General features: G+C 68.1%; 18 protein-coding genes and 4 tRNA genes. 11 read left to right on the forward strand and 11 right to left on the reverse strand.

Annotated elements, in window-relative coordinates:
* On the forward strand, positions 1 to 1,170 hold a 1,170-nt coding region (locus JMV16_RS21165; protein WP_201496310.1), incomplete at its 5' end, for a hypothetical protein.
* 136 nt (positions 1,171 to 1,306) lie between these two features.
* Here the strand turns inward: JMV16_RS21165 and JMV16_RS21170 are convergent.
* From JMV16_RS21170 to JMV16_RS21180, 3 genes are all read right to left on the reverse strand, one after another.
* A tRNA-Leu gene (locus tag JMV16_RS21170) sits at positions 1,307 to 1,397 on the reverse strand.
* 54 nt (positions 1,398 to 1,451) lie between these two features.
* The gene (locus JMV16_RS21175; protein ID WP_201496311.1) at positions 1,452 to 2,726 is read right to left on the reverse strand and encodes an acyl-CoA dehydrogenase family protein; all 1,275 of its coding nucleotides are present in this window, start codon (positions 2,724 to 2,726) and stop codon (positions 1,452 to 1,454) included.
* Positions 2,727 to 2,785: 59 nt separating this feature from the next.
* Entirely contained in the window at positions 2,786 to 3,148 is a 363-nt protein-coding gene (locus JMV16_RS21180; protein WP_201496312.1) for a PspC domain-containing protein, read from the reverse strand.
* A 208-nt stretch (positions 3,149 to 3,356) separates the two neighbouring features.
* Here JMV16_RS21180 and JMV16_RS21185 point away from each other — a divergent pair, with 208 nt between their 5' ends.
* The 10 genes from JMV16_RS21185 (at position 3,357) to JMV16_RS21230 (ending at position 11,158) form a co-directional block, all read left to right on the forward strand.
* Positions 3,357 to 4,694: an NAD(P)H-dependent oxidoreductase gene (locus tag JMV16_RS21185; protein ID WP_201496313.1), complete on the forward strand. Its 1,338-nt coding sequence runs from the start codon at positions 3,357 to 3,359 to the stop codon at positions 4,692 to 4,694.
* 246 nt (positions 4,695 to 4,940) lie between these two features.
* Entirely contained in the window at positions 4,941 to 5,654 is a 714-nt protein-coding gene (locus JMV16_RS21190) for a helix-turn-helix domain-containing protein (protein ID WP_201496314.1), read from the forward strand.
* A 102-nt stretch (positions 5,655 to 5,756) separates the two neighbouring features.
* A complete protein-coding gene (locus tag JMV16_RS21195) occupies positions 5,757 to 6,485 on the forward strand; it encodes a multiprotein-bridging factor 1 family protein (protein WP_201496315.1) in 729 nt (242 codons plus the stop codon).
* A 360-nt stretch (positions 6,486 to 6,845) separates the two neighbouring features.
* A complete protein-coding gene (locus JMV16_RS21200; RefSeq protein ID WP_201496316.1) occupies positions 6,846 to 7,382 on the forward strand; it encodes a hypothetical protein in 537 nt (178 codons plus the stop codon).
* A complete protein-coding gene (locus JMV16_RS21205) occupies positions 7,379 to 8,911 on the forward strand; it encodes a replication endonuclease (protein WP_201496317.1) in 1,533 nt (510 codons plus the stop codon). Before JMV16_RS21200 ends, JMV16_RS21205 begins: the two co-directional genes overlap by 4 nt.
* 125 nt (positions 8,912 to 9,036) lie before the next feature.
* Positions 9,037 to 9,243, forward strand: coding sequence for a hypothetical protein (locus JMV16_RS21210; protein WP_201496318.1), 207 nt, complete (start codon positions 9,037 to 9,039; stop codon positions 9,241 to 9,243).
* Positions 9,237 to 9,695, forward strand: a complete 459-nt coding sequence (locus JMV16_RS21215; RefSeq protein ID WP_201496319.1) for a hypothetical protein — start codon at positions 9,237 to 9,239, stop codon at positions 9,693 to 9,695. Before JMV16_RS21210 ends, JMV16_RS21215 begins: the two co-directional genes overlap by 7 nt.
* Positions 9,692 to 9,928, forward strand: a complete 237-nt coding sequence (locus JMV16_RS21220; RefSeq protein WP_201496320.1) for a hypothetical protein — start codon at positions 9,692 to 9,694, stop codon at positions 9,926 to 9,928. The genes JMV16_RS21215 and JMV16_RS21220 overlap by 4 nt, the downstream gene beginning before the upstream one ends.
* Complete coding sequence (locus JMV16_RS21225; RefSeq protein ID WP_201496321.1) at positions 9,925 to 10,179, forward strand: DUF4224 domain-containing protein; 255 nt, start codon at positions 9,925 to 9,927, stop codon at positions 10,177 to 10,179. Before JMV16_RS21220 ends, JMV16_RS21225 begins: the two co-directional genes overlap by 4 nt.
* Position 10,180: 1 nt before the next feature.
* Positions 10,181 to 11,158 carry a tyrosine-type recombinase/integrase gene (locus tag JMV16_RS21230; protein ID WP_236580642.1) on the forward strand — a complete coding sequence of 326 codons (978 nt, stop codon included), beginning with the start codon at positions 10,181 to 10,183 and terminating at the stop codon, positions 11,156 to 11,158.
* A gap of 251 nt (positions 11,159 to 11,409) precedes the next feature.
* Here the strand turns inward: JMV16_RS21230 and JMV16_RS21235 are convergent.
* The 8 genes from JMV16_RS21235 to JMV16_RS21270 form a co-directional block, all read right to left on the reverse strand.
* Positions 11,410 to 11,483, reverse strand: a tRNA-Cys gene (locus JMV16_RS21235).
* Between the two features lie 70 nt (positions 11,484 to 11,553).
* Positions 11,554 to 11,629 (reverse strand) — tRNA-Gly (locus JMV16_RS21240).
* A gap of 114 nt (positions 11,630 to 11,743) precedes the next feature.
* On the reverse strand, positions 11,744 to 14,176 hold the full coding sequence (lon, locus tag JMV16_RS21245) for an endopeptidase La (RefSeq protein WP_201496322.1): 2,433 nt from the start codon (positions 14,174 to 14,176) through the stop codon (positions 11,744 to 11,746).
* A 93-nt stretch (positions 14,177 to 14,269) separates the two neighbouring features.
* The gene (clpX, locus tag JMV16_RS21250) at positions 14,270 to 15,541 is read right to left on the reverse strand and encodes an ATP-dependent Clp protease ATP-binding subunit ClpX (protein WP_201496323.1); all 1,272 of its coding nucleotides are present in this window, start codon (positions 15,539 to 15,541) and stop codon (positions 14,270 to 14,272) included.
* A 145-nt stretch (positions 15,542 to 15,686) separates the two neighbouring features.
* Positions 15,687 to 16,304, reverse strand: a complete 618-nt coding sequence (gene clpP, locus JMV16_RS21255) for an ATP-dependent Clp endopeptidase proteolytic subunit ClpP (protein ID WP_310737113.1) — start codon at positions 16,302 to 16,304, stop codon at positions 15,687 to 15,689.
* A gap of 17 nt (positions 16,305 to 16,321) precedes the next feature.
* Positions 16,322 to 17,632, reverse strand: coding sequence for a trigger factor (tig, locus tag JMV16_RS21260; RefSeq protein ID WP_201496324.1), 1,311 nt, complete (start codon positions 17,630 to 17,632; stop codon positions 16,322 to 16,324).
* 33 nt (positions 17,633 to 17,665) lie between these two features.
* Positions 17,666 to 17,752 (reverse strand) — tRNA-Leu (locus JMV16_RS21265).
* 101 nt (positions 17,753 to 17,853) lie between these two features.
* Entirely contained in the window at positions 17,854 to 21,027 is a 3,174-nt protein-coding gene (locus JMV16_RS21270; RefSeq protein ID WP_201496325.1) for an efflux RND transporter permease subunit, read from the reverse strand.
* Positions 21,028 to 21,035: the final 8 nt, after the last annotated feature.

The following is a 21,035-nucleotide window of genomic DNA, read 5'->3' on the forward strand; positions in this document are numbered from 1 at the left end:
GGCACGGGTGGCACGACCGGCACCGGCTCTGGCGGCACCGACGGTGGCACCCAGTCCTCCGGCGGCGGCTCGGGCACTGGCTCGGGTACCGGCGGCACGACGGGTACCGGCACGGGTGGCACGACCGGCACCGGCTCTGGCGGCACCGACGGTGGCACCCAGTCCTCCGGCGGCGGCTCGGGCACTGGCTCGGGTACCGGCGGCACGACGGGTACCGGCACGGGTGGCACGACCGACACCGGCAATGGCGGCACCGATGGTGGCACCCAGTCCTCCGGCGGCGGCTCGGGCACTGGCTCGGGCACCGGCGGCACGACTGGCACCGGAACGGGTGGCTCGACCGGTGGCGGCTCTGGCGGCACCGACAGTGGCACCCAGTCCTCCGGCGGTGGCTCGGGCACTGGCTCGGGTACCGGCGGCACGACGGGTACCGGCACGGGTGGCACGAGCAGCGGCTCCGGCACAGGTGGCAACATCGGCAGCAACGGCACGGGCAGCACCGGCGGTGTCGATGCTGGCGGCGGTTCGACCACGGCACGGGCCGCAGGACTGCAAGGCGGCTCCGGCGCCGAGGGCAGCGGCTCCGCGGCAAGCGGTTCTGGCTCCAGTTCCGGCAACCTTACCGGCGGCACGGGCACTGGCAACGTGGCCGGCGGCTCAAGCTCTGGCACAGGCGCCGGCACCACTTCCGGCGCCAGTGGCGGTGCGGGCAGCAGCGCCGGCGCAGCGGGCGCCACGGTGTTCGCGATGGCGGGTGCCGAGGCGGCGGCGGCCGGCGGTGGTGGCTCGGGCAGTGCGTCCAGCAGCAGCGACGGCGCCAGTCAGGGCACCCAGCCGGGTGGCGATGGCCTGCGCGTGGAACTGATCCGCACGCCGGGGCGCGATTTGACGGGCCTGGTCTCGGTGACAGTGCCTGCCCAGCGCGACGCCTTCCTGATCCCGGTGCCTCAGGAGCTTTATGCCAACCTGAGCCCCGAGATCCGGCAGAAGGCCGAACTGACGGGCGAGCGTGGCGGCAAGTTGCCGAAGTGGCTGAGCTTCAACGCCGAGAAGATGACGGTGTCCGGCAATGCGGTGCCCGCCAACGGGCTGCCGCGCCGCCTGGCGCTGCGTATCAATGGTGTGCGCGTCGTGATCCTGGTGACGCAGGAGGCAACCAAGAAGGACTGACCTGGCACGCTAGCCCGCCCGGCCGGCCGCCTGCCCTGGCGGCGGCCCTCGGCCCGCAGCCCCGTCACAGGGGCTGGCGGGCCGAATCTTTTCTCGCAGCCGATGAGCAAACCGTATGGCGGCCGCAGCCCTGCCCTGGTGCCCGGAACCGGGTTCGAACCGGTATGCCCCAGTGAAGGGGCGGCGGATTTTAAGTCCGCTGCGTCTGCCTGTTTCGCCATCCGGGCGCAGTGGTGGCGGCGGCGATTATCGGCGCCGCATCTGCCAGACCGCGCCCGTCCTCATTCACCCACAGCCGGCAGCCAGCGCCTCAGATGCATCGCATTCGCCGCGCCGCGCGCCCGGGCGCTGGCCAGTTCGTGGCGGGCGATGCCGCGCAGATGCACTTCGTCGGGGCCATCGAGCAGGCGGAGTGCGCGGCCCCAGGTCCACATGCGGGCCAAGGGCGTATCGGGCGACAGGCCCATGGCACCGAAGACCTGGATGGCGCGGTCGACCACGCGCGATTGCAACTGTGCGGCAACGAGCTTGATGGCCGAGGCGTCGATGCGCGCCGCGGCCGCGCCCTCGCGGTCTAGCTTCCAGGCCGCACGCAGCACCAGCAGCCGCGCCTGGTCGATCTCGAGCCGCGAATGCGCGATCCAGTCCTGCACATTGGCGAAGTCGCCCACGCGGCCGCCGAAGGCGCGGCGCTCGAGCGCGCGCTCGCACATCAGTTCGAGCGCCAGCTCGCACTGGCCAATGCTGCGCATGGCATGGTGTACGCGGCCCGGCCCCAGCCGCGCCTGCGCCATCGCAAAGCCCGCGCCCGCATCGCCCAGCAGGTGGTCGGCCGGCACCTGGACATCGCGCAACACCAGCTCGCAATGGCCTTCGAGCGCGTGGTGGTCGAGCACCGGGATGTTGCGTTCAACGGTGAGCCCCGGCGCATTCATGGGCACCATCACGATGGAGTGGCGGCGGTGGGCATCGCCCGCGCCCGCCGCGTTGCCGCCGCCGCTGTCGCCTATCACCAGCGCGACGCGGCACAGCGGGTGGGCGGCGCCGGTGATGAACCACTTGCGGCCATTGATGCGCCAGCCGTCGCCGCTGCGCTCGATGCGCGTGCGCAGCTGGGTGGGGTCGGAGGAGGCGACATCAGGCTCGCTCATCGCGAAGCAGGAGCGGATCTCGCCGCGCAGCAGCGGATCGAGCCACCGCTCGCGCTGGGCTGGCGTGGCAAACAGCTGCAGCAACTCGATGTTGCCGCTGTCGGGTGCGCTGCAGTTGAAGGCCTCGGCCGACCAGGGCACGCGGCCCATCACCTCGGCCAGCGGCGCGTAGTCCAGGTGGTCGAGCCGGGTGCCGGGCTGGTCGGCACGCAGGCTGGGCAGGAAGAGGTTCCACAGCCCCAGGGCCCGGGCGCTGTCCTTCAGCGGCTGCAGCACGTCGAGCGGGTAGACGCCGGCATCGGCCCAGCGATGCCAGTCGGCCATCGACGGCAGGACGAGGTCGTCCATGAAGCGCTGCAGGCGGGCCTGCAGCGCGGTGCAAAGCGGCGAGGGGGCGAAGTCCATGGGGCTCGCATCGTCGCAGATTGCGCCCCGTGCACATGTCGCGCGGGGGACGACCAGGCTCAGTTCGCCGGGCCGGCCAACGGCAGCCGCGCAGGGCCTTCATCGGGCACGAAGATCCACAGCAGCAGATAGGCCAACAAACCCGTGCCGCCGCAGAACACCAGCAGCACCAGCAGCAGGCGGCAGAGCCAAGATTCGACGCCGGTGGCGCGCGCCAGGCCGCCGCAGACGCCGCCCAGCCAACGGTCATCACGGCTGCGGCGCAGAGCGTTGAAAAAGCTCCTGGCGCCGAAAGTGCCGCTGGCACAGCTTGATGCGCCGCCGTCGATCAGGCGGGCCTTGGCTCGCGCAAATTCCTCGTCACCGAGCAGGCCGCGGGCGTGCAGTTCACCGAGCTTGCCGAGTTCTTCGCTGAGGGACATGAGGGATTCCTTGGGAATGGGCTGCGACGACATGAATATGGCATCGCCAGGCCGAGATACCAGCCCCGCGCGACCGGCCGCAGCGGGGCGCGACAGGCCGACGCAGCACCGGCATGGGCGCCGGCGGATGGGGGCCGCCTCCTCGCAAGGCCCTAGGCCGGCGCCGGCGTGACAGCGCCAGAATGCGCGCTCCACGGCGAGGTGCCCCATGAGCCTGCATCAGAAACTGCGCCAGCGTGCGGCCGAAGGCCGCCCCATCCGCGTCGGCCTCATCGGTGCCGGCAAGTTCGGTTCCATGTACCTGGCCCAGGTGCCGCGCACGCCGGGCGTACACCTGGTGGGCATCGCCGATCTGTCGCCCGAGGCCGCCCGCCGCAACCTGGCCCGTGTCGGCTGGGATCCGGCCCGCGTGCAGGCTGCCAGCCTGGACGCGGCGCTGCGCGATGGCAACACCCACGTCGGCGACGACTGGCAGGCCCTGGTGCGCCACCCGGGCATCGACGTCATCGTCGAATCCACCGGCGCGCCCATCGCCGCGGTGGACCACATCCTCGATGCCTTTGCCAACGGCAAGCACGTCGTCAACGTCACCGTCGAGGCCGATGCCTTCTGCGGCCCGTTGCTGGCCCAGCGCGCGGCGGCTGCCGGCGTGATCTACACGCTGGCCTTCGGCGACCAGCCGGCGCTGATCTGCGACCTGGTGGACTGGGCGCGCACCTGCGGCTTCCCGGTGGTGGCCGCCGGCCGCGGCCACAAGTGGCTGCCGCACTTCAGCGAGTCGACGCCGGAAACGGTGTGGGGCCATTACGGCCTCACGCCCGAGCAGGCGCAGCGCGGCGGCCTCAACCCCAAGATGTTCAACAGCTTCCTCGACGGCAGCAAGCCGTCCATCGAGAGCACGGCGGTGGCCAATGCCACCGGGCTGGACGTGCCGAGCACCGGCCTGCTCTACCCGCCAGCCAGCATTGCCGACATCCCCTTTGTCACGCGGCCGAAGAGCGAGGGCGGCGTGCTCGAGAAGAAGGGCATGGTCGAGGTGATCTCCTCGCTGGAGACTGACGGCCGCGTCATCCCCTACGACATCCGCATGGGCGTGTGGGTGACGGTGGAGGGCGAGACCGACTACGTGCGCCACTGCTTCGAGGAATACAAGGCCCACACCGACCCCAGCGGCCGCTATTTCACGCTCTACAAGCGCTGGCACCTGATAGGGCTGGAGGTTGGCTACTCGGTGGCCAGCGTGGCGCTGCGCGGCGAGGCCACCGGCGTGGCGACCTGCTGGAACGCCGACGTCGTGGCCACCGCCAAGCGCGACCTGGCACCGGGCGAGATGCTCGACGGTGAAGGCGGCTACACGGTGTGGGGCAAGCTGCAACCGGCACGCGCCTCGCTGGCCCTGGGCGGCCTGCCGCTGGGCCTGGCGCACGGCATCAAGGTCTTGCGTCCGGTAGCCAGGGGCCAGTGCCTGAGCTGGGCCGACGTGGCAGCGGACGAGACGACGCGGGCCTACAGGCTGCGGCGCGAGATGGAATCAAGCTTCGGCTGACGCCAGCGCACGAACCCCGCAAACGGCAACGCCCCGCGGCAGCGGGGCGTTGTACTGCCGGGTGAGGCAGAAAATCCTGGAGGCGCGACCGGGAGTCGAACCCGGCTAGACGGATTTGCAATGTCGGCAGAAGGCAGCGGCCAGCCACCACTTGCGGGCGGTGCGTTCTACAGAAGCACGCGAACAAGCCGGAGTGCCGTCAGAGGGAAGGCGACTGCGTCAAAGCACGGATGTAGAGCGTCGCCCGTGTATGCTGACGACAACCGCCGGGGCCGTGAAGTGAGCGAGAACGATCAACCGCAGAAGGTAAGAAGCGAAGAGCGCGAGCCTAATGCAGACGCTGCATTCGGCCGACGCATCCGAGAGACGCGGGAAGCGCGCAACCTAAGCCAACAGGCCGTCAGCACGCGGTCAAAGTGGGTTGATACCGATGGCAAAGGAATCTCGCGAACTGCCCTGATCGGCTACGAGGGTGGAAGCTCAAGGCCAGGCGCGCGGGAACTGCGGCTGTTGTGCGAAACGCTCAACGCGACCCCAAACTACTTGCTGTTTGGAACGGAGACACCCTTTCAGACCAAGCATGTAGCGCTTGAAGGTTTCAGGTCCGGCGCTCGGCAGGACATTCGCCAGGCTGTCGAGTTGGCGTGCGTCTTGACCGCGCTGAAAGACCACGAGCGGGACGCGCTTACGAGCCTTGCTCTGTCTCTCGCCGGAAGACAGCTTGGCGACCTGCGACTTAGCGGGCTGCGCATGGTGGCTGCGATGTTGGTTCCCGACCTTGAGGCGGGCATTCGGAAGTTTGCCGACGTGGAGCCGGGCGAGCCGCTGACGCTTGAGGCGGCGGCTGATGCGCTTTCGCGGCAAGGGACATCAAACATCGGGCATCGCCTCGTTCTAGACGAGGACGGACAGCCGGCCGGCGGCGAGTGGCTGTATCCGGACCCCAAGCCGGACGCATGAGCTAGTCGAGATTCAAGACATCTTTTTGTTCAGAAAGTTGCACACAAACCAGTGAAGGCCGTATAGTTGCGCCGTCGAGATACGCAACTGTTTGGAGTTCACATGTTCGACTTCAGCGCACTACCACTCACGCCCGACAACGCGCGAGCAGCCCGGAACTACCTCGGATTCAGCCAGGCGAAGGCGGCCGAAGAGTCGGGACTTCCGTCCCACAAGATCAAGCGCTTCGAGGCCGGGAATTACATCCCCGACGAGGCCTTTTTGAACGACCTCCGTGGCTTCTTCGAGGCCCGCGGCTACCAGTTCCAGGACACTCAGAAGCCCGGCGCCAAGGCCAAGGGAAGCGGCCAGGTGTTCCCGGCCGGCGTCGTCGGTGAAACCGCGGAAAATCAAGGTGTACCGCGGGTTTCCAGCCCGCAGCGGGCATCCTTCCATCACATGCGCATCGCCATCACCGACGAAGCGGCGATGGGCCGCATCCTCGACCTGATCGACGAGAACGAAGAGAAGGCCCAAGAGCTGCTGTCGCAGCCGGTGGAGAGCGGCCTTTTCGGCGGCCTCACCGACACCTGCCAGGGGCGCCACGGTGAAGCGCTGGCGCTGCTGGCCGAGAACGGCCGGCTCTTCGGGATGCTGTTCGGCCGCAAGGTCGGGGGCGACCCGCGCCCCGGGCTGCTCGACGGCAGCGAGCGGCCGGCCACGCATGCCGACCTGATGCACAAGCGGCAGGCTGACGCAAGCCGCTTCGCGCTGGCCGGCGCCGCGGACGCCAAGGCACGCAAGAAGAGCCGCAAGACCCCCGAGACGCTCTTCGCCGCCATCTTCGGCTGACCATCGGCCGGCATAGCGCCGGCCCTCCCCTACCCCACTCGAAATGCGGCCGCGAGCCGCAGGAGGCGGAGCCATGTCCACGCAAAGCACATCGCGGGCTGCAGCGCCAGCGAGCCCGGCCCGGGAGGCCTTGAGCTTCGGCGAGACGCGCGAAATGCGGGCAACCATCGCGCGCTTGAGCGGCCACCATCGGCGGGCATCGAGCGCCGGCCAGGCAGGCCGAGCCAGGGCCACGGCCGTAGGGATCAGGCTGGCGCGCGAGCTGATCGCCATCGGCGGCCGGGGGCCTGCGTGAGCCCCGCCAAGGGCCGCGGAACGGCCGCCAGCGGCCGGCGCCGGGGCGACTACTACCCGGACACCATGAGCCGCCCCGCGCGGCGCCTGGCCGAGATGCGAGGCATCGCCGACTACTGGCGCACCCGCACCGGGCCGCCGACCGGGTACGCCCTCGACAGCCAGTCCATGCACACCCTCGCCGACAGGGCCTGCCGCGACCTCGCAGCGGGCCTGATTGGCGCCGGCGTCGCCGGGCCGGAGTTGACCGGCGGTGAACCGGGCAACACCAGCGCTCGAACCATCGAAACCACGGTTGCACCTGGGCAACTGGGGCGGTTGAACTGCCCGCCTGCCCCTAGGGAGCCTAGGCCTAGGGAAGCGGCGGCCGTGCAACCGGCCACCGCCACCGCGCACGGCGCCGAAGGGATGGGGCCGCAGGCGCGCGCCCAGCCGGAGGAGCCGGACACGCCAGAGCGAGGCGCTTGGACGTGTGGCGCCTGCGGCTATCGCGGCTTCTGGTCAGGCGGCCCGCATTGCTTGAGCATTGCCGATGCTGACGCCAGCGACGAGCGCGGATGTATCAAGGGCGCCCGCGCTGACCGACAGGGGCGCCAGCAATGACGGCCGCCGACCTGGCCGCGCTGGCGAAGGCCTTCGACCTGTCCGAAGCCGACATCGAAGACGCGGCCGAGAAGATCGCCGGCCAGGTGCAGCAACTGGCGGAGCTTTGGCAAGCCAACGGCCAGCCCGAGGCCGACGCGCTGCGTGGGCTGCGGCGGGTCGCGCGGCGGCATCACGTGGCGCTGCCGCAGAAAGACGCCCTCGGCCAGCTGCTCAACCGCATGACGGCCCCGGCATGGTGGCGCGGCGCCTTGCGCAAGCGCTTTCGCATCGTCGAGCAGCAGGAGATAGCCCGGGGCGCCGTCCATCGCCAGGCCGCGCCCTATGTGTCGGCCAAGGCCCTGCGCCGGCACCAGCGCAACGCGAAGCGCCTGGCCGAGCTGCTGGCCTCGCTCGAAGCGGTCAACCTCGACACCGGCGAGGCCTTGCCGCTTGATGAGCTGATCGCCACCAGCCAGGCCAACCCGGCAATGCGTCGAATGGCGATGATGGCCCGCATCCGGGGCATTGAGACGCACGCCACCGCCAAGGGTGACGCGGCGCTCTTCGTCACGCTGACGGCCCCGAGCCGCATGCACCCACGGCATGAGGCCGGCCACCCGAACGCCAGGCACGACGGCACCACGCCGCGCCAGGCTCAGGCCTACCTGAATGGCGTCTGGAGGGCCGCCATGCGCAGCGCCGCCCGCCAGGGGTTGACCGCCTACGGCCTGCGCACGGTAGAGCCTCACCACGACGCATGCCCGCACTGGCACATGTTGATGTTCACGCGCGCAGGCCACGCGGCGAAGTTGATCCAAACCATTCGTACGTACGGGCTGGCCGACAGTCCAACCGAGCCGGGCGCAGCGGAGCACCGGGTAACCGTCGAGTTCATCGACCAGGCGAAAGGCAGCGCGGCGGCCTACGTGGCGAAGTACGTCGCCAAGAGCATCGACGGCCACGGCGTCGGCGACGACACCGAGAGCGACGACGACGGCGCCACCGCATCGGCCCGCATCGTGGCTTGGTCGCGGCTGTGGGGCATCCGGCAATTCCAGTTCTTCGGCCTGCCGCCCATCACGCCCACGCGCGAGCTGTACCGGCACAGCGGCCAGGGCCTCGCCTGCCAGGCCCTCGACGCTGCGCACCAGGCCTGCAAGGCCAAGGACTACGCGGGATACCTGCACACGCTTGAGGCGCACGCGCTGCGGCTGGGGGTGGACTACGAAGAGCGCCCGAGCAGCCGCTACGCGGGCGAGCTGGCGCACGCGGTGCATGGGCTGTTGGCCAGCGGCGCCGACCTGCAGGCGCCGCGCGCCATCGTCACGCGCAGCGAGCGCTGGTGCATCCAGGCGCGGCCGGCGCAGGCGCTGGCGGCCGGGGTTGCCTCACCTTGGACCCGATTCAATAACTGCGCGCCCCTCGACAAATCAACGACTTGCGAGCGCTCGACAAATGCAGTCCGGGCGGACCACGGCCGCGCCACGAATGAAGGCCGACGACGACGGCCACCGACCACGGCCGGCCCGCTTTTCGCGGCCGTTTGACAACCTCCTGACCCACGAAGGACACCATGCAAACCCCCTCGATTCGACGGGGCCAGGCCGAAGGCTTGCCCCTCACTCACGCAGCGTTCATCGCCGCATCGAAGCCCCGGCAACCTGCGCCGATGGTGCAAGTCCGGAAGCACCACCGCGAAGGCCCCTGCGTGCTCTGCGGCCAGGTGCGCGAGCTGCGGGCCGGCGGCGACGGCCAATGGTTCAAGGTGGACACCGACATAGGCCCGCTGTGGGCCGAAGGCCGAAACGTGCGCCTGTGCTCCGGCGATGGGCGCTGCACCTGCCGGCCGGCAGCGCCAGGCGAGCGCGCGCCATGCTGAACCGCATCCCGCGGCAGGTTCCGCCCCTGTCGACGATGCTCGACGACATCGGCCGGCCGAGCCCGCGCGAGTTGGCCCGCGCCTTCGACGTGAACGAGCGCACCGTGCGGCGATGGCTGGCCGATGACGTGGCACCAATGCCGGTTCTGATCGCCCTCTTCTGGCTCACGCGGTGGGGGCGAAGCCAGATCAACGCCGACGCGCATAACGACGCGGTACTGCACGCCAGCATTGCCAGGTGCCAGCGCGACGAGATAGCGGGGCTCGAGCGCCGCTTGCGTCACCTGGGCCGGCTGGCCGACTTCGGCGCGGCGAATGACCCGGCGCCAGGCGTGCCGATGCTCGCCCAGGTTCTGCCGCCAGGCGAGACAGCCGCAGCCCAGCCGGCGCGGCCCACGCGGGACGATGCCCAGTCGCTGCCCGCGCCAACCATGCCGAGGGTCGGACGATGAAAAGACACATCAGCAGGCGGCCAGCCGGCCACAAGACGCACCCTCGCCTGAGGCGTGACGGTCGATTCCGCATCGTTTGGCTTGAAGGCAAGGCGGGCACCGAAGATCTGATGCTTCGGCAGTTCGTGGCCTATGTGCGCGGCATCGAACGAGCACAGAAGCGCAGCTTGTGGGGTAAGCGCTTGAGGATCAAGAAGCGCTTCGGCACGCGCTGGAGCAAGGGAAGGCCATGACGACAGAAACCTTCCTGAGCGCCGCGGAGCTGGTGGAGCTGACCGGCTTCAAGTCTCGCCACTGCCAAGCCCGTTGGCTTGATCGCCACCGCTGGCGCTACGTGCTCAACCGCCGCAATGAGCCGCGCGTGGCGCGCGAGCACTTCGCCGAACGCATGGGCTACGGTGCCCGCGCCGCCAGCCACGCCGACGCCATCAACCAGGCGGCCGCGATGGCGCTGCCGAACTTCGCCGCGCTGGACCGCCGCTGACATGGGCCGCACACGAACCGCGTTCAAGGGCCTGCCCCGCGGGCTGCATATGAAGGGCGCCCACTACTACCACGTCACCAGCACGGCGCCGCGCAAGTGGACGGCCCTCGGCACCGACCGCGCCCGCGCGCTCTTGGAGTGGGCACGGATAGAAGGCGCGGTGCCTGATCCGAACGTGCGAACCTTTGACGTGATTGCGCAGCGCTACGAACGCGAGGTGATCCCCGGCAAGGCGGCCCGCACGCACAAGGACAACATGCGCGAGCTTGACCGGCTGCGCGCCGTCTTCGGCGCGGTGCTGATCGACGCCATCAAGCCGCATCACGTGCGCGAGTATCTGGACCGTCGCGGCCAGGCCGCCAAGACCCGGGCGAACCGCGAAAAGGCTTTGCTGAGCCATGTCTTCAACAAGGCCCGCGAGTGGGGCTATACCGACGCGCCGAACCCTTGCCAAGGGGTGAAGGGCTTCACCGAGAAGGGCCGGGACCGCTACGTCACAGACGAGGAATTCGCGGCCGTGTGGGAGAAGGCAGACCAGACCCTTCGCGATGCGATGGATGTGGCGCTGCTGACCGGCCAGCGGCCGGCCGACGTGCTCAAGATCGAGCGCGCCCACATCCGCGACGGCGCGCTCTTGATCGTCCAGAACAAGACGAAGGCAAAGCGGGCGATTGAAGTCGTCGGCGAACTGGCCGCCCTGATCGAGCGCATCAACGCCAGGCCGCGCGAGCGGCTGAGCGCCTTCCTGATCCAAGACGACAACGGGCGGCCGTTGTCACCTGGGGCGATGCAGGCTCGATTCGACAAGGCCCGCAAGGCGGCCGGCGTGCATTTCCAGTTCCGCGACATCCGCGCCAAGACGGCCAGCGACCTCCCCGACCTCGGGCACTCACAGCGGCTGCTGGGCCACCAGCACCGGGACATGACCGAGCACTATGTTCGCCAGCGCATAGGGCAGCGGGTGAAGCCGCTGCGCTGAGCGGTGCGCGGTGTTGGGGTATGGGGCGAAGCCCCATGTCTAGCCCTTGTCGGTCAGACCAGCCAGCGGCAGCGATGGAAGGGCGCTGCAAGGCTGGCGCGCGGGCGATCTGTTGGAGGGCTGACCGAGCGGCCCGCGCCATGTCCAGCAAAGAGGCTTCGACCCGCCAAACCGGCCGATTTTGTAGATCGACGCTCGATTTGTAGAAGGTGGACCAGCGGCCGTTACGGGCGATCTACCTATGAAAATCTTGGAGGCGCGACCGGGAGTCGAACCCGGCTAGACGGATTTGCAATCCGTTGCATAACCGCTTTGCTATCGCGCCGTGCGGAACAGGAAAACCTGAGCACTCTAACAAGAAAGGGAAGCCTGGGCTTCCCTTCTTGGACATGTTCTGGAGCGGGAAACGAGACTCGAACTCGCGACCTCAACCTTGGCAAGGTTGCGCTCTACCAACTGAGCTATTCCCGCATTGTCTCGACCAACTTGCCAGTGAAGTTGGTGTCTTCACTGCGTCGAGCCTTGCATTATAGGCTGGAAATTTGCAGCCGCGCAAGCCCTTCGGCCTGCACAGCTGCATCTTTTTCAATGCGGCAAGGCGTCACCTGTGGTGGCCGGGGCCACGACCTCGGTCTTGGTGGCTGCCTCGGCAGCGGCGGCCACCGGCTCTTCGTCGGGCAGCGCCTGCGGCACCCTCTCGAGCGCGATCTCCAGCACCTGGTCGATCCACTTCACCGGCACGATCTCGAGGTTGCTCTTGGCGTTCTCGGGGATGTCGGCCAGATCCTTGACGTTCTCTTCCGGGATCAGGACGATCTTGACGCCACCCCGGTGGGCCGCAAGAAGCTTCTCCTTCAAGCCGCCTATGGCCGTGACCTCGCCGCGCAGCGTGATCTCGCCGGTCATCGCCACGTCGGCGCGCACCGGGATGCCGCACAGCGCCGAGACCAGGGCCGTCGTCATCGCCGCGCCGGCGCTGGGGCCGTCCTTGGGCGTGGCGCCGTCGGGCACATGGATGTGGATGTCGCGCTTCTCGAAGATCTCGTCCTTGAGCCCGAGACGCCGTGCGCGCGAGCGCACGACCGAGCGCGCGGCCTCGACCGATTCCTTCATCACATCGCCCAGCGAGCCGGTGCGGATGATGTTGCCCTTGCCCGGCATCACCGCGGCCTCGATGGTGAGCAGGTCGCCGCCGACCTCGGTCCAGGCCAGGCCCACGACCTGGCCGACCTGGTTCTTCTTCTCGGCGCGGCCGTAGTCGTACTTGCGCACACCCAGGAAGTCGTTGAGGTTCTCTTCGTTGACGACAACCTTGCCGTCGTACTTCTTGAGCTGGTGGCCCTTAACGACCTTGCGGCAGATCTTGGAGATCTCGCGCTCCAGGCTGCGCACGCCGGCTTCGCGCGTGTAGTAGCGGATGATGCCGCGCACCGCACTTTCGGTGAGCTCCATTTCCTCGGGCTTGACGCCGTTGTTCTTGGCCTGCTTGGGCGCCAGGTAGCGCTGCGCGATGTTGAGCTTCTCGTCCTCGGTGTAGCCGGCCAGGCGAATGACTTCCATCCGGTCGAGCAGCGCCGGCGGTATGTTCATGCTGTTGCTGGTGGCGACGAACATCACGTCGCTGAGATCGAAGTCGACCTCGACGTAGTGGTCGCTGAAGGTGTGGTTCTGCTCGGGATCGAGCACTTCGAGCAGCGCGCTCGATGGGTCGCCGCGGAAGTCCATGCCCAGCTTGTCGATCTCGTCGAGCAGGAACAGCGGGTTGCGCACGCCCACCTTGGACAGGCTCTGCAGCACCTTGCCCGGCATGCTGCCGATGTAGGTGCGGCGGTGGCCGCGAATCTCGGCCTCGTCGCGCATGCCGCCCAGGGCCATGCGCACGAACTTGCGCCCGGTGGCACGCGCCACGCTCTGGCCCAGGCTGGTCTTGCCGACGCCCGGGGGGCCCACCAGGCACAGGATGGGCGCCTTGACCTTGTCCACGCGCTGCTGCACCGCAAGGTATTCGAGGATGCGGTCCTTGACTTTCTCAAGGCCGAAATGGTCTTCGTTGAGCACGGTCTCGGCGTTCGCCAGGTCGTGCTTGATCTTGGTCTTCTTCGCCCACGGCAGGTTGACCAGCGTGTCGATGAAGTTGCGCACCACGGTGGCCTCGGCCGACATGGGCGACATCAGCTTGAGCTTCTTGAGCTCGCTCTCGGCCTTCTTGCGCGCTTCCTTGCTCATGCGCGCGGCCTTGATCTTCTTCTCGAGTTCTTCGAGGTCGGCGCCCTCTTCGCCGTCGCCGAGTTCCTTCTGGATCGCCTTGACCTGCTCGTTGAGGTAGTACTCGCGCTGGCTCTTCTCCATCTGGCGCTTGACGCGGCCGCGGATGCGCTTCTCGACCTGCAGGATATCGACCTCGTGCTCCAGCAGTTCGAGCAGCTTCTCGAGCCGCTTGGGCACGCTGAAGAGATCGAGCACGGCCTGCTTGGCCTCGAGCTTGAGCGGCAGGTGGGCGGCGATGGTGTCGGCCAGGCGGCCCGGATCGTCGATCCCAGCGATGCTGGTCAGGATCTCGGGCGGGATCTTCTTGTTGAGCTTGACGTACTGGTCGAACTGCTGCGTCACCGCGCGGCGCAAGGCCTCGATCTCGGGCGAGGCATCGGCCACGGCCTCGACCGGCAGCACGTCGCCGACGAAGTAGTCGCTGGTCTCGCTGATGCGCGTGGTGGTGGCGCGCTGCACGCCCTCGACCAGCACCTTCACGGTGCCGTCGGGCAGCTTGAGCATCTGCAGGATGGAGCTGACGCAGCCGATGGAGAACATGTCGTCGGGCTTGGGTTCGTCCTTGCCCGCTGCCTTCTGCGCCACCAGCATGATCTGGCGGCCCTGCTCCATGGCTGCCTCAAGCGCCTTGATCGACTTGGGCCGTCCCACGAACAGGGGGATGACCATGTGCGGGAACACGACGACATCGCGCAGCGGCAGCAGCGGCAGCGAGATGGGGTCGGGCGGCAGGGTGGGATGTCCGGACATTGAGACCTCTCTTTCTCAGGCCCACTTGGGGCCCGAGATCGGGAATGCAAGAAGCGAGGGGCTGGCTCTGCCGCCGGGCACGCGGGCCCGGGGCTAGGCGCTGGCTTTCTGCTCGCGGTAGACCAGCAGCGGCTTGCTGCCGTCTTCGATGTTGTGCTCGTCGATCACCACCTTGGCCACACCATCGAAGGTGGGCAGGTCGAACATGGTGTCGATGAGCGACTGCTCCAGGATGGACCGCAAGCCGCGCGCACCCGTCTTGCGGGCCAGCGCCTTGCGCCCGATGGCGGTCAGCGCGGTGGGACGAATCTCGAGTTCGACGCCGTCCATTGAGAACAGCTTCTGGTATTGCTTGACGAGCGCGTTCTTGGGCTCGGTGAGGATCTGCACCATCGCATCGATGGTCAGCTCGCCCAGCGTGGCCACCACCGGCAGTCGGCCCACCAGTTCGGGGATGAGGCCGAACTTGATCAGGTCTTCGGGCTCGGCCTCGCGGAAGATGTCGGCGGCACGCTTCTCGGTCTTGCTGTGTACGCTGGCGGCAAAGCCTATGCCCGACTTTTCAGTGCGGTTCTGGATCACCTTTTCCAGGCCGTCGAAAGCACCGCCGCAGATGAACAGGATGTTGGTGGTGTCGATCTGCAGGAAATCCTGGTTCGGGTGCTTGCGCCCGCCCTGGGGCGGGACGCTGGCCATCGTGCCCTCGACCAGCTTGAGCAGCGCCTGCTGCACGCCCTCGCCCGAGACATCGCGCGTGATGCTGGGGTTGTCGGCCTTGCGGCTGATCTTGTCGATCTCGTCGATGTAGACGATCCCGCGCTGGGCGCGTTCAACGTCGTAGTTGCAGTTCTGCAGCAGCTTCTGGATGATGTTCTCGACGTCCTCGCCCACATAACCGGCTTCGGTCAGCGTGGTGGCATCGGCAATCACGAAGGGAACATTGAGCAGCCGGGCCAGAGTCTGGGCCAGCAGGGTCTTGCCGCTGCCGGTGGGGCCGATGAGCAGGATGTTGCTCTTGCTCAGTTCGACCTCTTCCTTGGACGCGTTGGCGCCCATGTGCTTGAGCCGCTTGTAGTGGTTGTAGACCGCCACCGCCAGCGTGCGCTTGGCGACTTCCTGGCCGATCACGTATTGATCAAGGCTGCCCTTGATCTCGGCCGGCACCGGCAGGTCGGACTTGGCGGCCTTGGCGGAGGGGCTCTCGGCCGGCACCTCGTCTCGGATGATGTCGTTGCAGAGTTCGATGCACTCGTCGCAGATGAATACCGACGGCCCGGCAATGAGCTTCTTCACCTCGTGCTGGCTCTTGCCGCAGAACGAGCAGTAGAGAACTTTTTCGCCGGAGGCGCCCTTCTTGTCAGCCATGGATGCGGTGCGTGGGTGCGCGAGCGAGGTTGTGGGCAGGATGCAACGTCATCATAGACCAAGTGCCGGCGGGGCTGCCGGCGCGAAAAACAGCATGTCACCAAGCCGCGCAGAGGGGGAACCCCGGTGCCGCGCGGCGACGGCTTCAGCCGCGCTTGTCGAGCACCTGGTCGATCAGGCCGTAGTCCTTGGCCTCGGCGGGAGACATCCACATGTCGCGCTCCATGTCGGCGGCGATCTTCTCCACCGTCTGGCCGGTGCGTTCGGCGTAGATGCGGTTGAGCTGCTCGCGCGTCTTGATGATCTCGCGCGCCTGGATCTCGATGTCGCTGGCCTGGCCCTGGGCGCCGCCGCTGGGCTGGTGGATCATCACGCGCGAATTGGGCAGCGCCGAGCGCTTGCCCTTGGCGCCGGCCATCAGCAGGAAACTGCCCATGCTGGCGGCCATGCCCATGCATAGCGTGCTCACGTCGGGCTTGATGAAATTCATCGTGTCGTAGATCGACAGCCCCGCGCTGACGCTGCCGCCCGGGCTGTTGATGTAGAGGAAGATGTCCTTGTCGGGGTTCTCGCTCTCGAGGAAGAGCATCTGCGCCACCACCAGGTTGGCAGTGCCGTCGTTGACCGGCCCGACGAGGAAGATGATGCGCTCGCGCAGCAGCCGGCTGTAGATGTCGTAGGCGCGTTCGCCCCGGCCCGATTGCTCGATGACGATGGGCACCATGCCCAGCCCCACCGTCTCTTGCGTCTCGCGTGCGCTCATCCGCATCTCCCTGGCCTTCAGGCCGCAGTCATCAGTTCATCGAACGGTAGCACCTTGTCCACGACCTTCGCCCGCGCCAGGACGAAATCGGTGACGTTGCTCTCGATCACCACCGCCTCGACCTCGGCCATGCGCTGGCGGTCGCCCAGGTACCAGCGCATCACGTCGGCCGGCTTCTCGTAGCTCTGGCTCAACTCCTCGATGTGCTTCTGCAACTGCTCGGGCTTGGCCTGCAGGCTGTTCTGGCGCACCAGTTCGGCAACGACCAGGCCCAGGCGCACGCGACGCTCGGCCTGGGGCGCGAAGATCTCGGCCGGGATGGGCGCGGTCTCGGCGTCCTTGACGCCGCGCTGCTTGAGGTCGGCACGGGCACCCTCGATCAGGCGCTCGGTCTCGGTCGTGACCAGGGCCTTGGGCAGGTCGAGCTCGGCGCTGCGCGCCAGCGCGTCCATCACCGCGGCCTTGTTGCGCGCCATGACGCGGAACTTGACCTCGCGCTCGAGGTTCTTGCGCACGTCGGCGCGCAGGCCGTCGAGCGTGGCGTCCTTGATGCCCAGGGTCTTGGCGAAGCCTTCGTCGACGGTGGGCAGGTTCTGGGCTTCGATCTTTTTCACCGTGACCAGAAAGTCGGCCTCCTTGCCGGCGACTTCGGGGCCCTGGTAGTCGGCCGGAAACTGCAGCGGGAAGGTCTTGCTTTCGCCCACCTTCATGCCGCGCACGGCCTGGTCGAACTGCTCGAGCATCTGGCCTTCGCCGATGATGAACTGGAAGGCCTCGGCCTTGCCGCCGGCGAAGGGCTCGCCGTCGATCTTGCCTTCGAAGTCGATGGTCACACGGTCGGTCTCGACGGCGCCCTGGTCGGCGGCGCGCAGGCCGAAGCTGCGGCGCTGCTTGCGCAGGATCTCGATGGTGCGGTCGATGGCGGCGTCGGTGACCTCGGTGCTGACGCGCTCGATCTCGGCCGCGGCCAAGTCGCCCAGCTTGACCTCGGGGTAGACCTCGAAGGTGGCGTCGAAGGCCAGCTGGCCCTCGGGCGCGGCCTCCTTCTGCGTGATCTTGGGCGCACCGGCCACGCGCAGCTTGGCTTCATTGGTGGCTTCGTTGAAGGCCTGGCCGACGCGGTCGTTGACGACTTCGTACTGCACCGAATAGCCGTAGCGCTGCGACACCACCGACAGCGGCACCTTGCCGGGACGGAAGCCGTCGGCCTTGACCGTGCGGGCCAGGCGCTTGAGGCGCGATTCGACCTCGCCTTGGATGGTGTCGGCAGCCAGCGTCAGCGTGATGCGGCGCTCGAGCTTCTCTAGGGTTTCAACTTGGACGGCCATGTGGATGTCTCTTGTGGGCGATGAATGCAGGGCTGGTGCGCGGGGCGGGACTCGAACCCGCACGCCCGTGAAGGCGTCAGGACCTAAACCTGGTGCGTCTACCAATTTCGCCACCCGCGCAGGTGGGCCCCGGCCAGGGCGAACCGAGAATTTTAACCCGGCCTCGCCGCAGTCCCGCCCGCGGGGCCTGCGGCAGGCGTCACGCCGGGTTCACACAAGCGTCATGCCGGCATCGGTGCTTCGCGCCGCACGCGGAACCAGGCCGCGTACATGGCGGGCAGCGCCAGCAAGGTGAGCGCCGTCGCCACCACCAGGCCGCCCATGATGGCCACCGCCATCGGGCCCCAGAACACGCTGCGCGACAACGGGATCATGGCCAGCACCGCCGCCGCCGCCGTCAGCACGATGGGGCGGAAGCGCCGCACGGCGGCCTCGACGATGGCGTCCCAGGTCGGCACGCCGCGCGAGCGGTCCTGCTCGATCTGGTCGATCAGGATCACCGAGTTGCGCATGATCATGCCCATCAGCGCGATCACGCCCAGCAGCGCAACGAAGCCGAAGGGCCGGCCCAGCAGCAGCAGCGCGCCGGCCACGCCGGCAATGCCCAGCGGCCCGGTGAGGAAGACCAGCATGGCGCGGCTGAAGCTCTGCAACTGCAGCATCAGCAGCGTGAAGATGATGAACAGCATCACCGGCACGCCGGCGGCGATGGAGCCCTGGCCCTTGCTGCTTTGCTCCACCGCGCCGGCCACCTGGATCTCGTAGCCGGGCGGCATCTTCGCCATCAGCTGCTGCAGCTGCGGCCAGACCTGGGCCGTCACCGTGGCGCCCTGCAGGCCTTCGACGACGTCGCCCTGCACCGTGGCAGCGTAGTAGCGCCCCTCGCGCCACAGCACGCCGGGCTCCCAGGCGAAGCCGATCTTGGCGATCTGCGTCAGCGGCACGGCGCGGCCGCTGGCGGTGGGCAGGTAGGCGCTGCCGAGGTCGGTGATGGCGCGGCGCTCGTTCTCGGGCTGGCGCAGCACGATGTCGATCAGGCGGTCGCCCTCGCGGTACTGGCCCACCGTGGTGCCGCTGAGGATGGTGCGCGCGGCCTGGGCGATGGACTGGCTGGTGACGCCCAGGGCGCGCGCCTTGGCCTGGTCAATCTCCAGGCGCAGCACCTTGATGGCCTCGTTCCAGTTGTCGTTGACGCCGCGCATGTTCGGGTTGGCGCGCAGCACCGCCTTGGCCTCGTCGGCCCACAGGCGCACCATGTCGGCGTCGGGACCGACGACGCGGAACTGCACCGGATACGGCACGGGCGGCCCGTTGGGCAGCAGCTTGATGCGACTGCGCACCTCGGGGAATTCGCTGGCCATCAGCTGCGGCAGGCGCACGCGCAGCGCCTCGCGTTCCTTCAAATCCTTGGGCAGCACGATGGCCTGGCTGACATTGCTCTGCGGGAAGACCTGGTCCAGCGGCAGGTAGAAGCGCGGCACGCCGCTGCCTATCCAGGTGCTCACGCTGGCCACGCCGGCCTCCTGCGCCATGCGCGCCTCGAAGCGTCGCGCCACCTCCTCGCTCTGCTGCAGCGTGGCGCCCTCGGGCAGCCAGAGGTCGACCAGGATCTCGGGCCGGCTCGAATCGGGAAAGAACTGCTGCTGCACGCGGCCCATGCCCACGATGCCCAGCGCAAAGGTCGCCAGCGTCAGGCCAATGGTGATCCAGCGGTGCTGCACGCACCAGTTCACGGCACGCCGGAAGCGCGTGTAGAAGGGGGTATCGAAGAGCTCGTGCGGGCCCTCGCCCGCGGCCCCGCCGTCCTCGCTGCGGGCATGGGTATGCAGCAGGCGCGCGCCCAGGTAGGGCACGAAGTAGACCGAGGCCAGCCAGGAGATGACCAGCGCCGCCGAGGTGACGGCGAAAATCGCGAAGGTGTATTCGCCCGTCATGCTCTTGGCCAGGCCTATGGGCAGGAAGCCGGCGGCGGTGATCAGCGTGCCGGTGAGCATGGGCATGGCCGTCACCTCGTAGGCGAAGGTGGCGGCGCGCATCTTGTCGTAGCCTTCTTCGAGCTTGCGCACCATCATCTCGACGGCAATGATGGCGTCGTCGACGAGCAGGCCGAGCGCGATGATGAGGCTGCCCAGGCTGATCTTGTGCAGGCCTACGCCCCAGTAGAACATCGTCACGAAGGTGATCGCCAGCACCAGCGGAATGGTGATGCCCACCACCAGGCCCGGCCAGACGTCGATGCGAAATCCAGGGAAGCCCTTCTTGGTGTGCAGGCCCAGGCTGAGAAAGCTCACCGCCAGCACGATGAGCACAGCCTCGACGAGCACACGCACGAACTCGCCCACCGAGCGGCTCACCGACGCCGGCTGGTCCTGCACCTGCACGATGGCAACGCCCGCCGGCAAGTCGGCCTGAGCGCGCGCCGTGGCCTCGCGCAGCGCGTGGCCAAGGGCGATGATGTCGCCGCCCTTGGCCATGGATACGCCCAGCGCGATGACCTCCTGGCCCTGGTGGCGCACCTTTACCGCCGGAGGGTCGCTGTAGTCGCGCCGGATCTCGGCGATGTCGGCCAGCCTCAGCGTCGCGGCGGCCCCGGTGGCCGCGTTGACGCCGCGAATCGGCAGGCGACGCAACTCGTCCACGCTGTTGAACTGCCCGCCCACGCGCACCTGCAGGTTCTCGCTGCCGGCATTGAGCACGCCAGCGCCTTCGACCGCGTTCTGCGCGGCGATCTGGCCCAGCACCTGGTTCATGTCCAGGCCCAGCTGGGCCAGGCGCTTCTGCGAGATCTCGATGAAGATCTTCTCGGGCTGGGCGCCAAAGATTTCAACCTTGGCCACGTCGGGCACGCGCAGCAGTTGCTGGCGCAGCGCCTCGGCCTGCACGCGCAACTCCTCGCGCGTGAAACCGTCGGCCTGGAGGGCGTAGATGGTGCCGTAGACATCACCGAAATCGTCATTGAAGACCGGCCCTATGACCCCCGCCGGGAGCGTGCTGCGCATGTCGGCTATGCGCTTGCGCACCTGGTACCAGCTGTTGGCAACTTCCTTGGGCGGCGATGAGTCGTGCAGCTCGAGGATGGTGAGCGATTCGCCCGGCTTGGTGTAGGAGCGGATCTTGTCGGCGTGCGGCACCTCCTGCAGCGTGCGCTCGATCTTGTCGGTCACCTGCTCGGCCATCTGGTGGGCGCTGGCACCGGGCCAGAAGGCCTGCACCACCATGGCGCGGAAGGTGAAGGGCGGGTCCTCATCCTGACCGAGCTGGAAATAGGCGGCCACGCCCAGCACCATCAGCACCACCAGCAGGTAGCGCGTGAGGGCCGGGTGTTCGAGCGCCCAGCGCGAGATGTTGAAGCCCGGGCTGCCCGTGGCAGCTGGCGCGGCGGTGTCGGCTTGCATGCGGCCCC

It is taken from the genome of Rubrivivax sp. A210, from assembly GCF_904426505.1.
Classification (GTDB): Bacteria; Pseudomonadota; Gammaproteobacteria; order Burkholderiales; family Burkholderiaceae_C; genus Rubrivivax.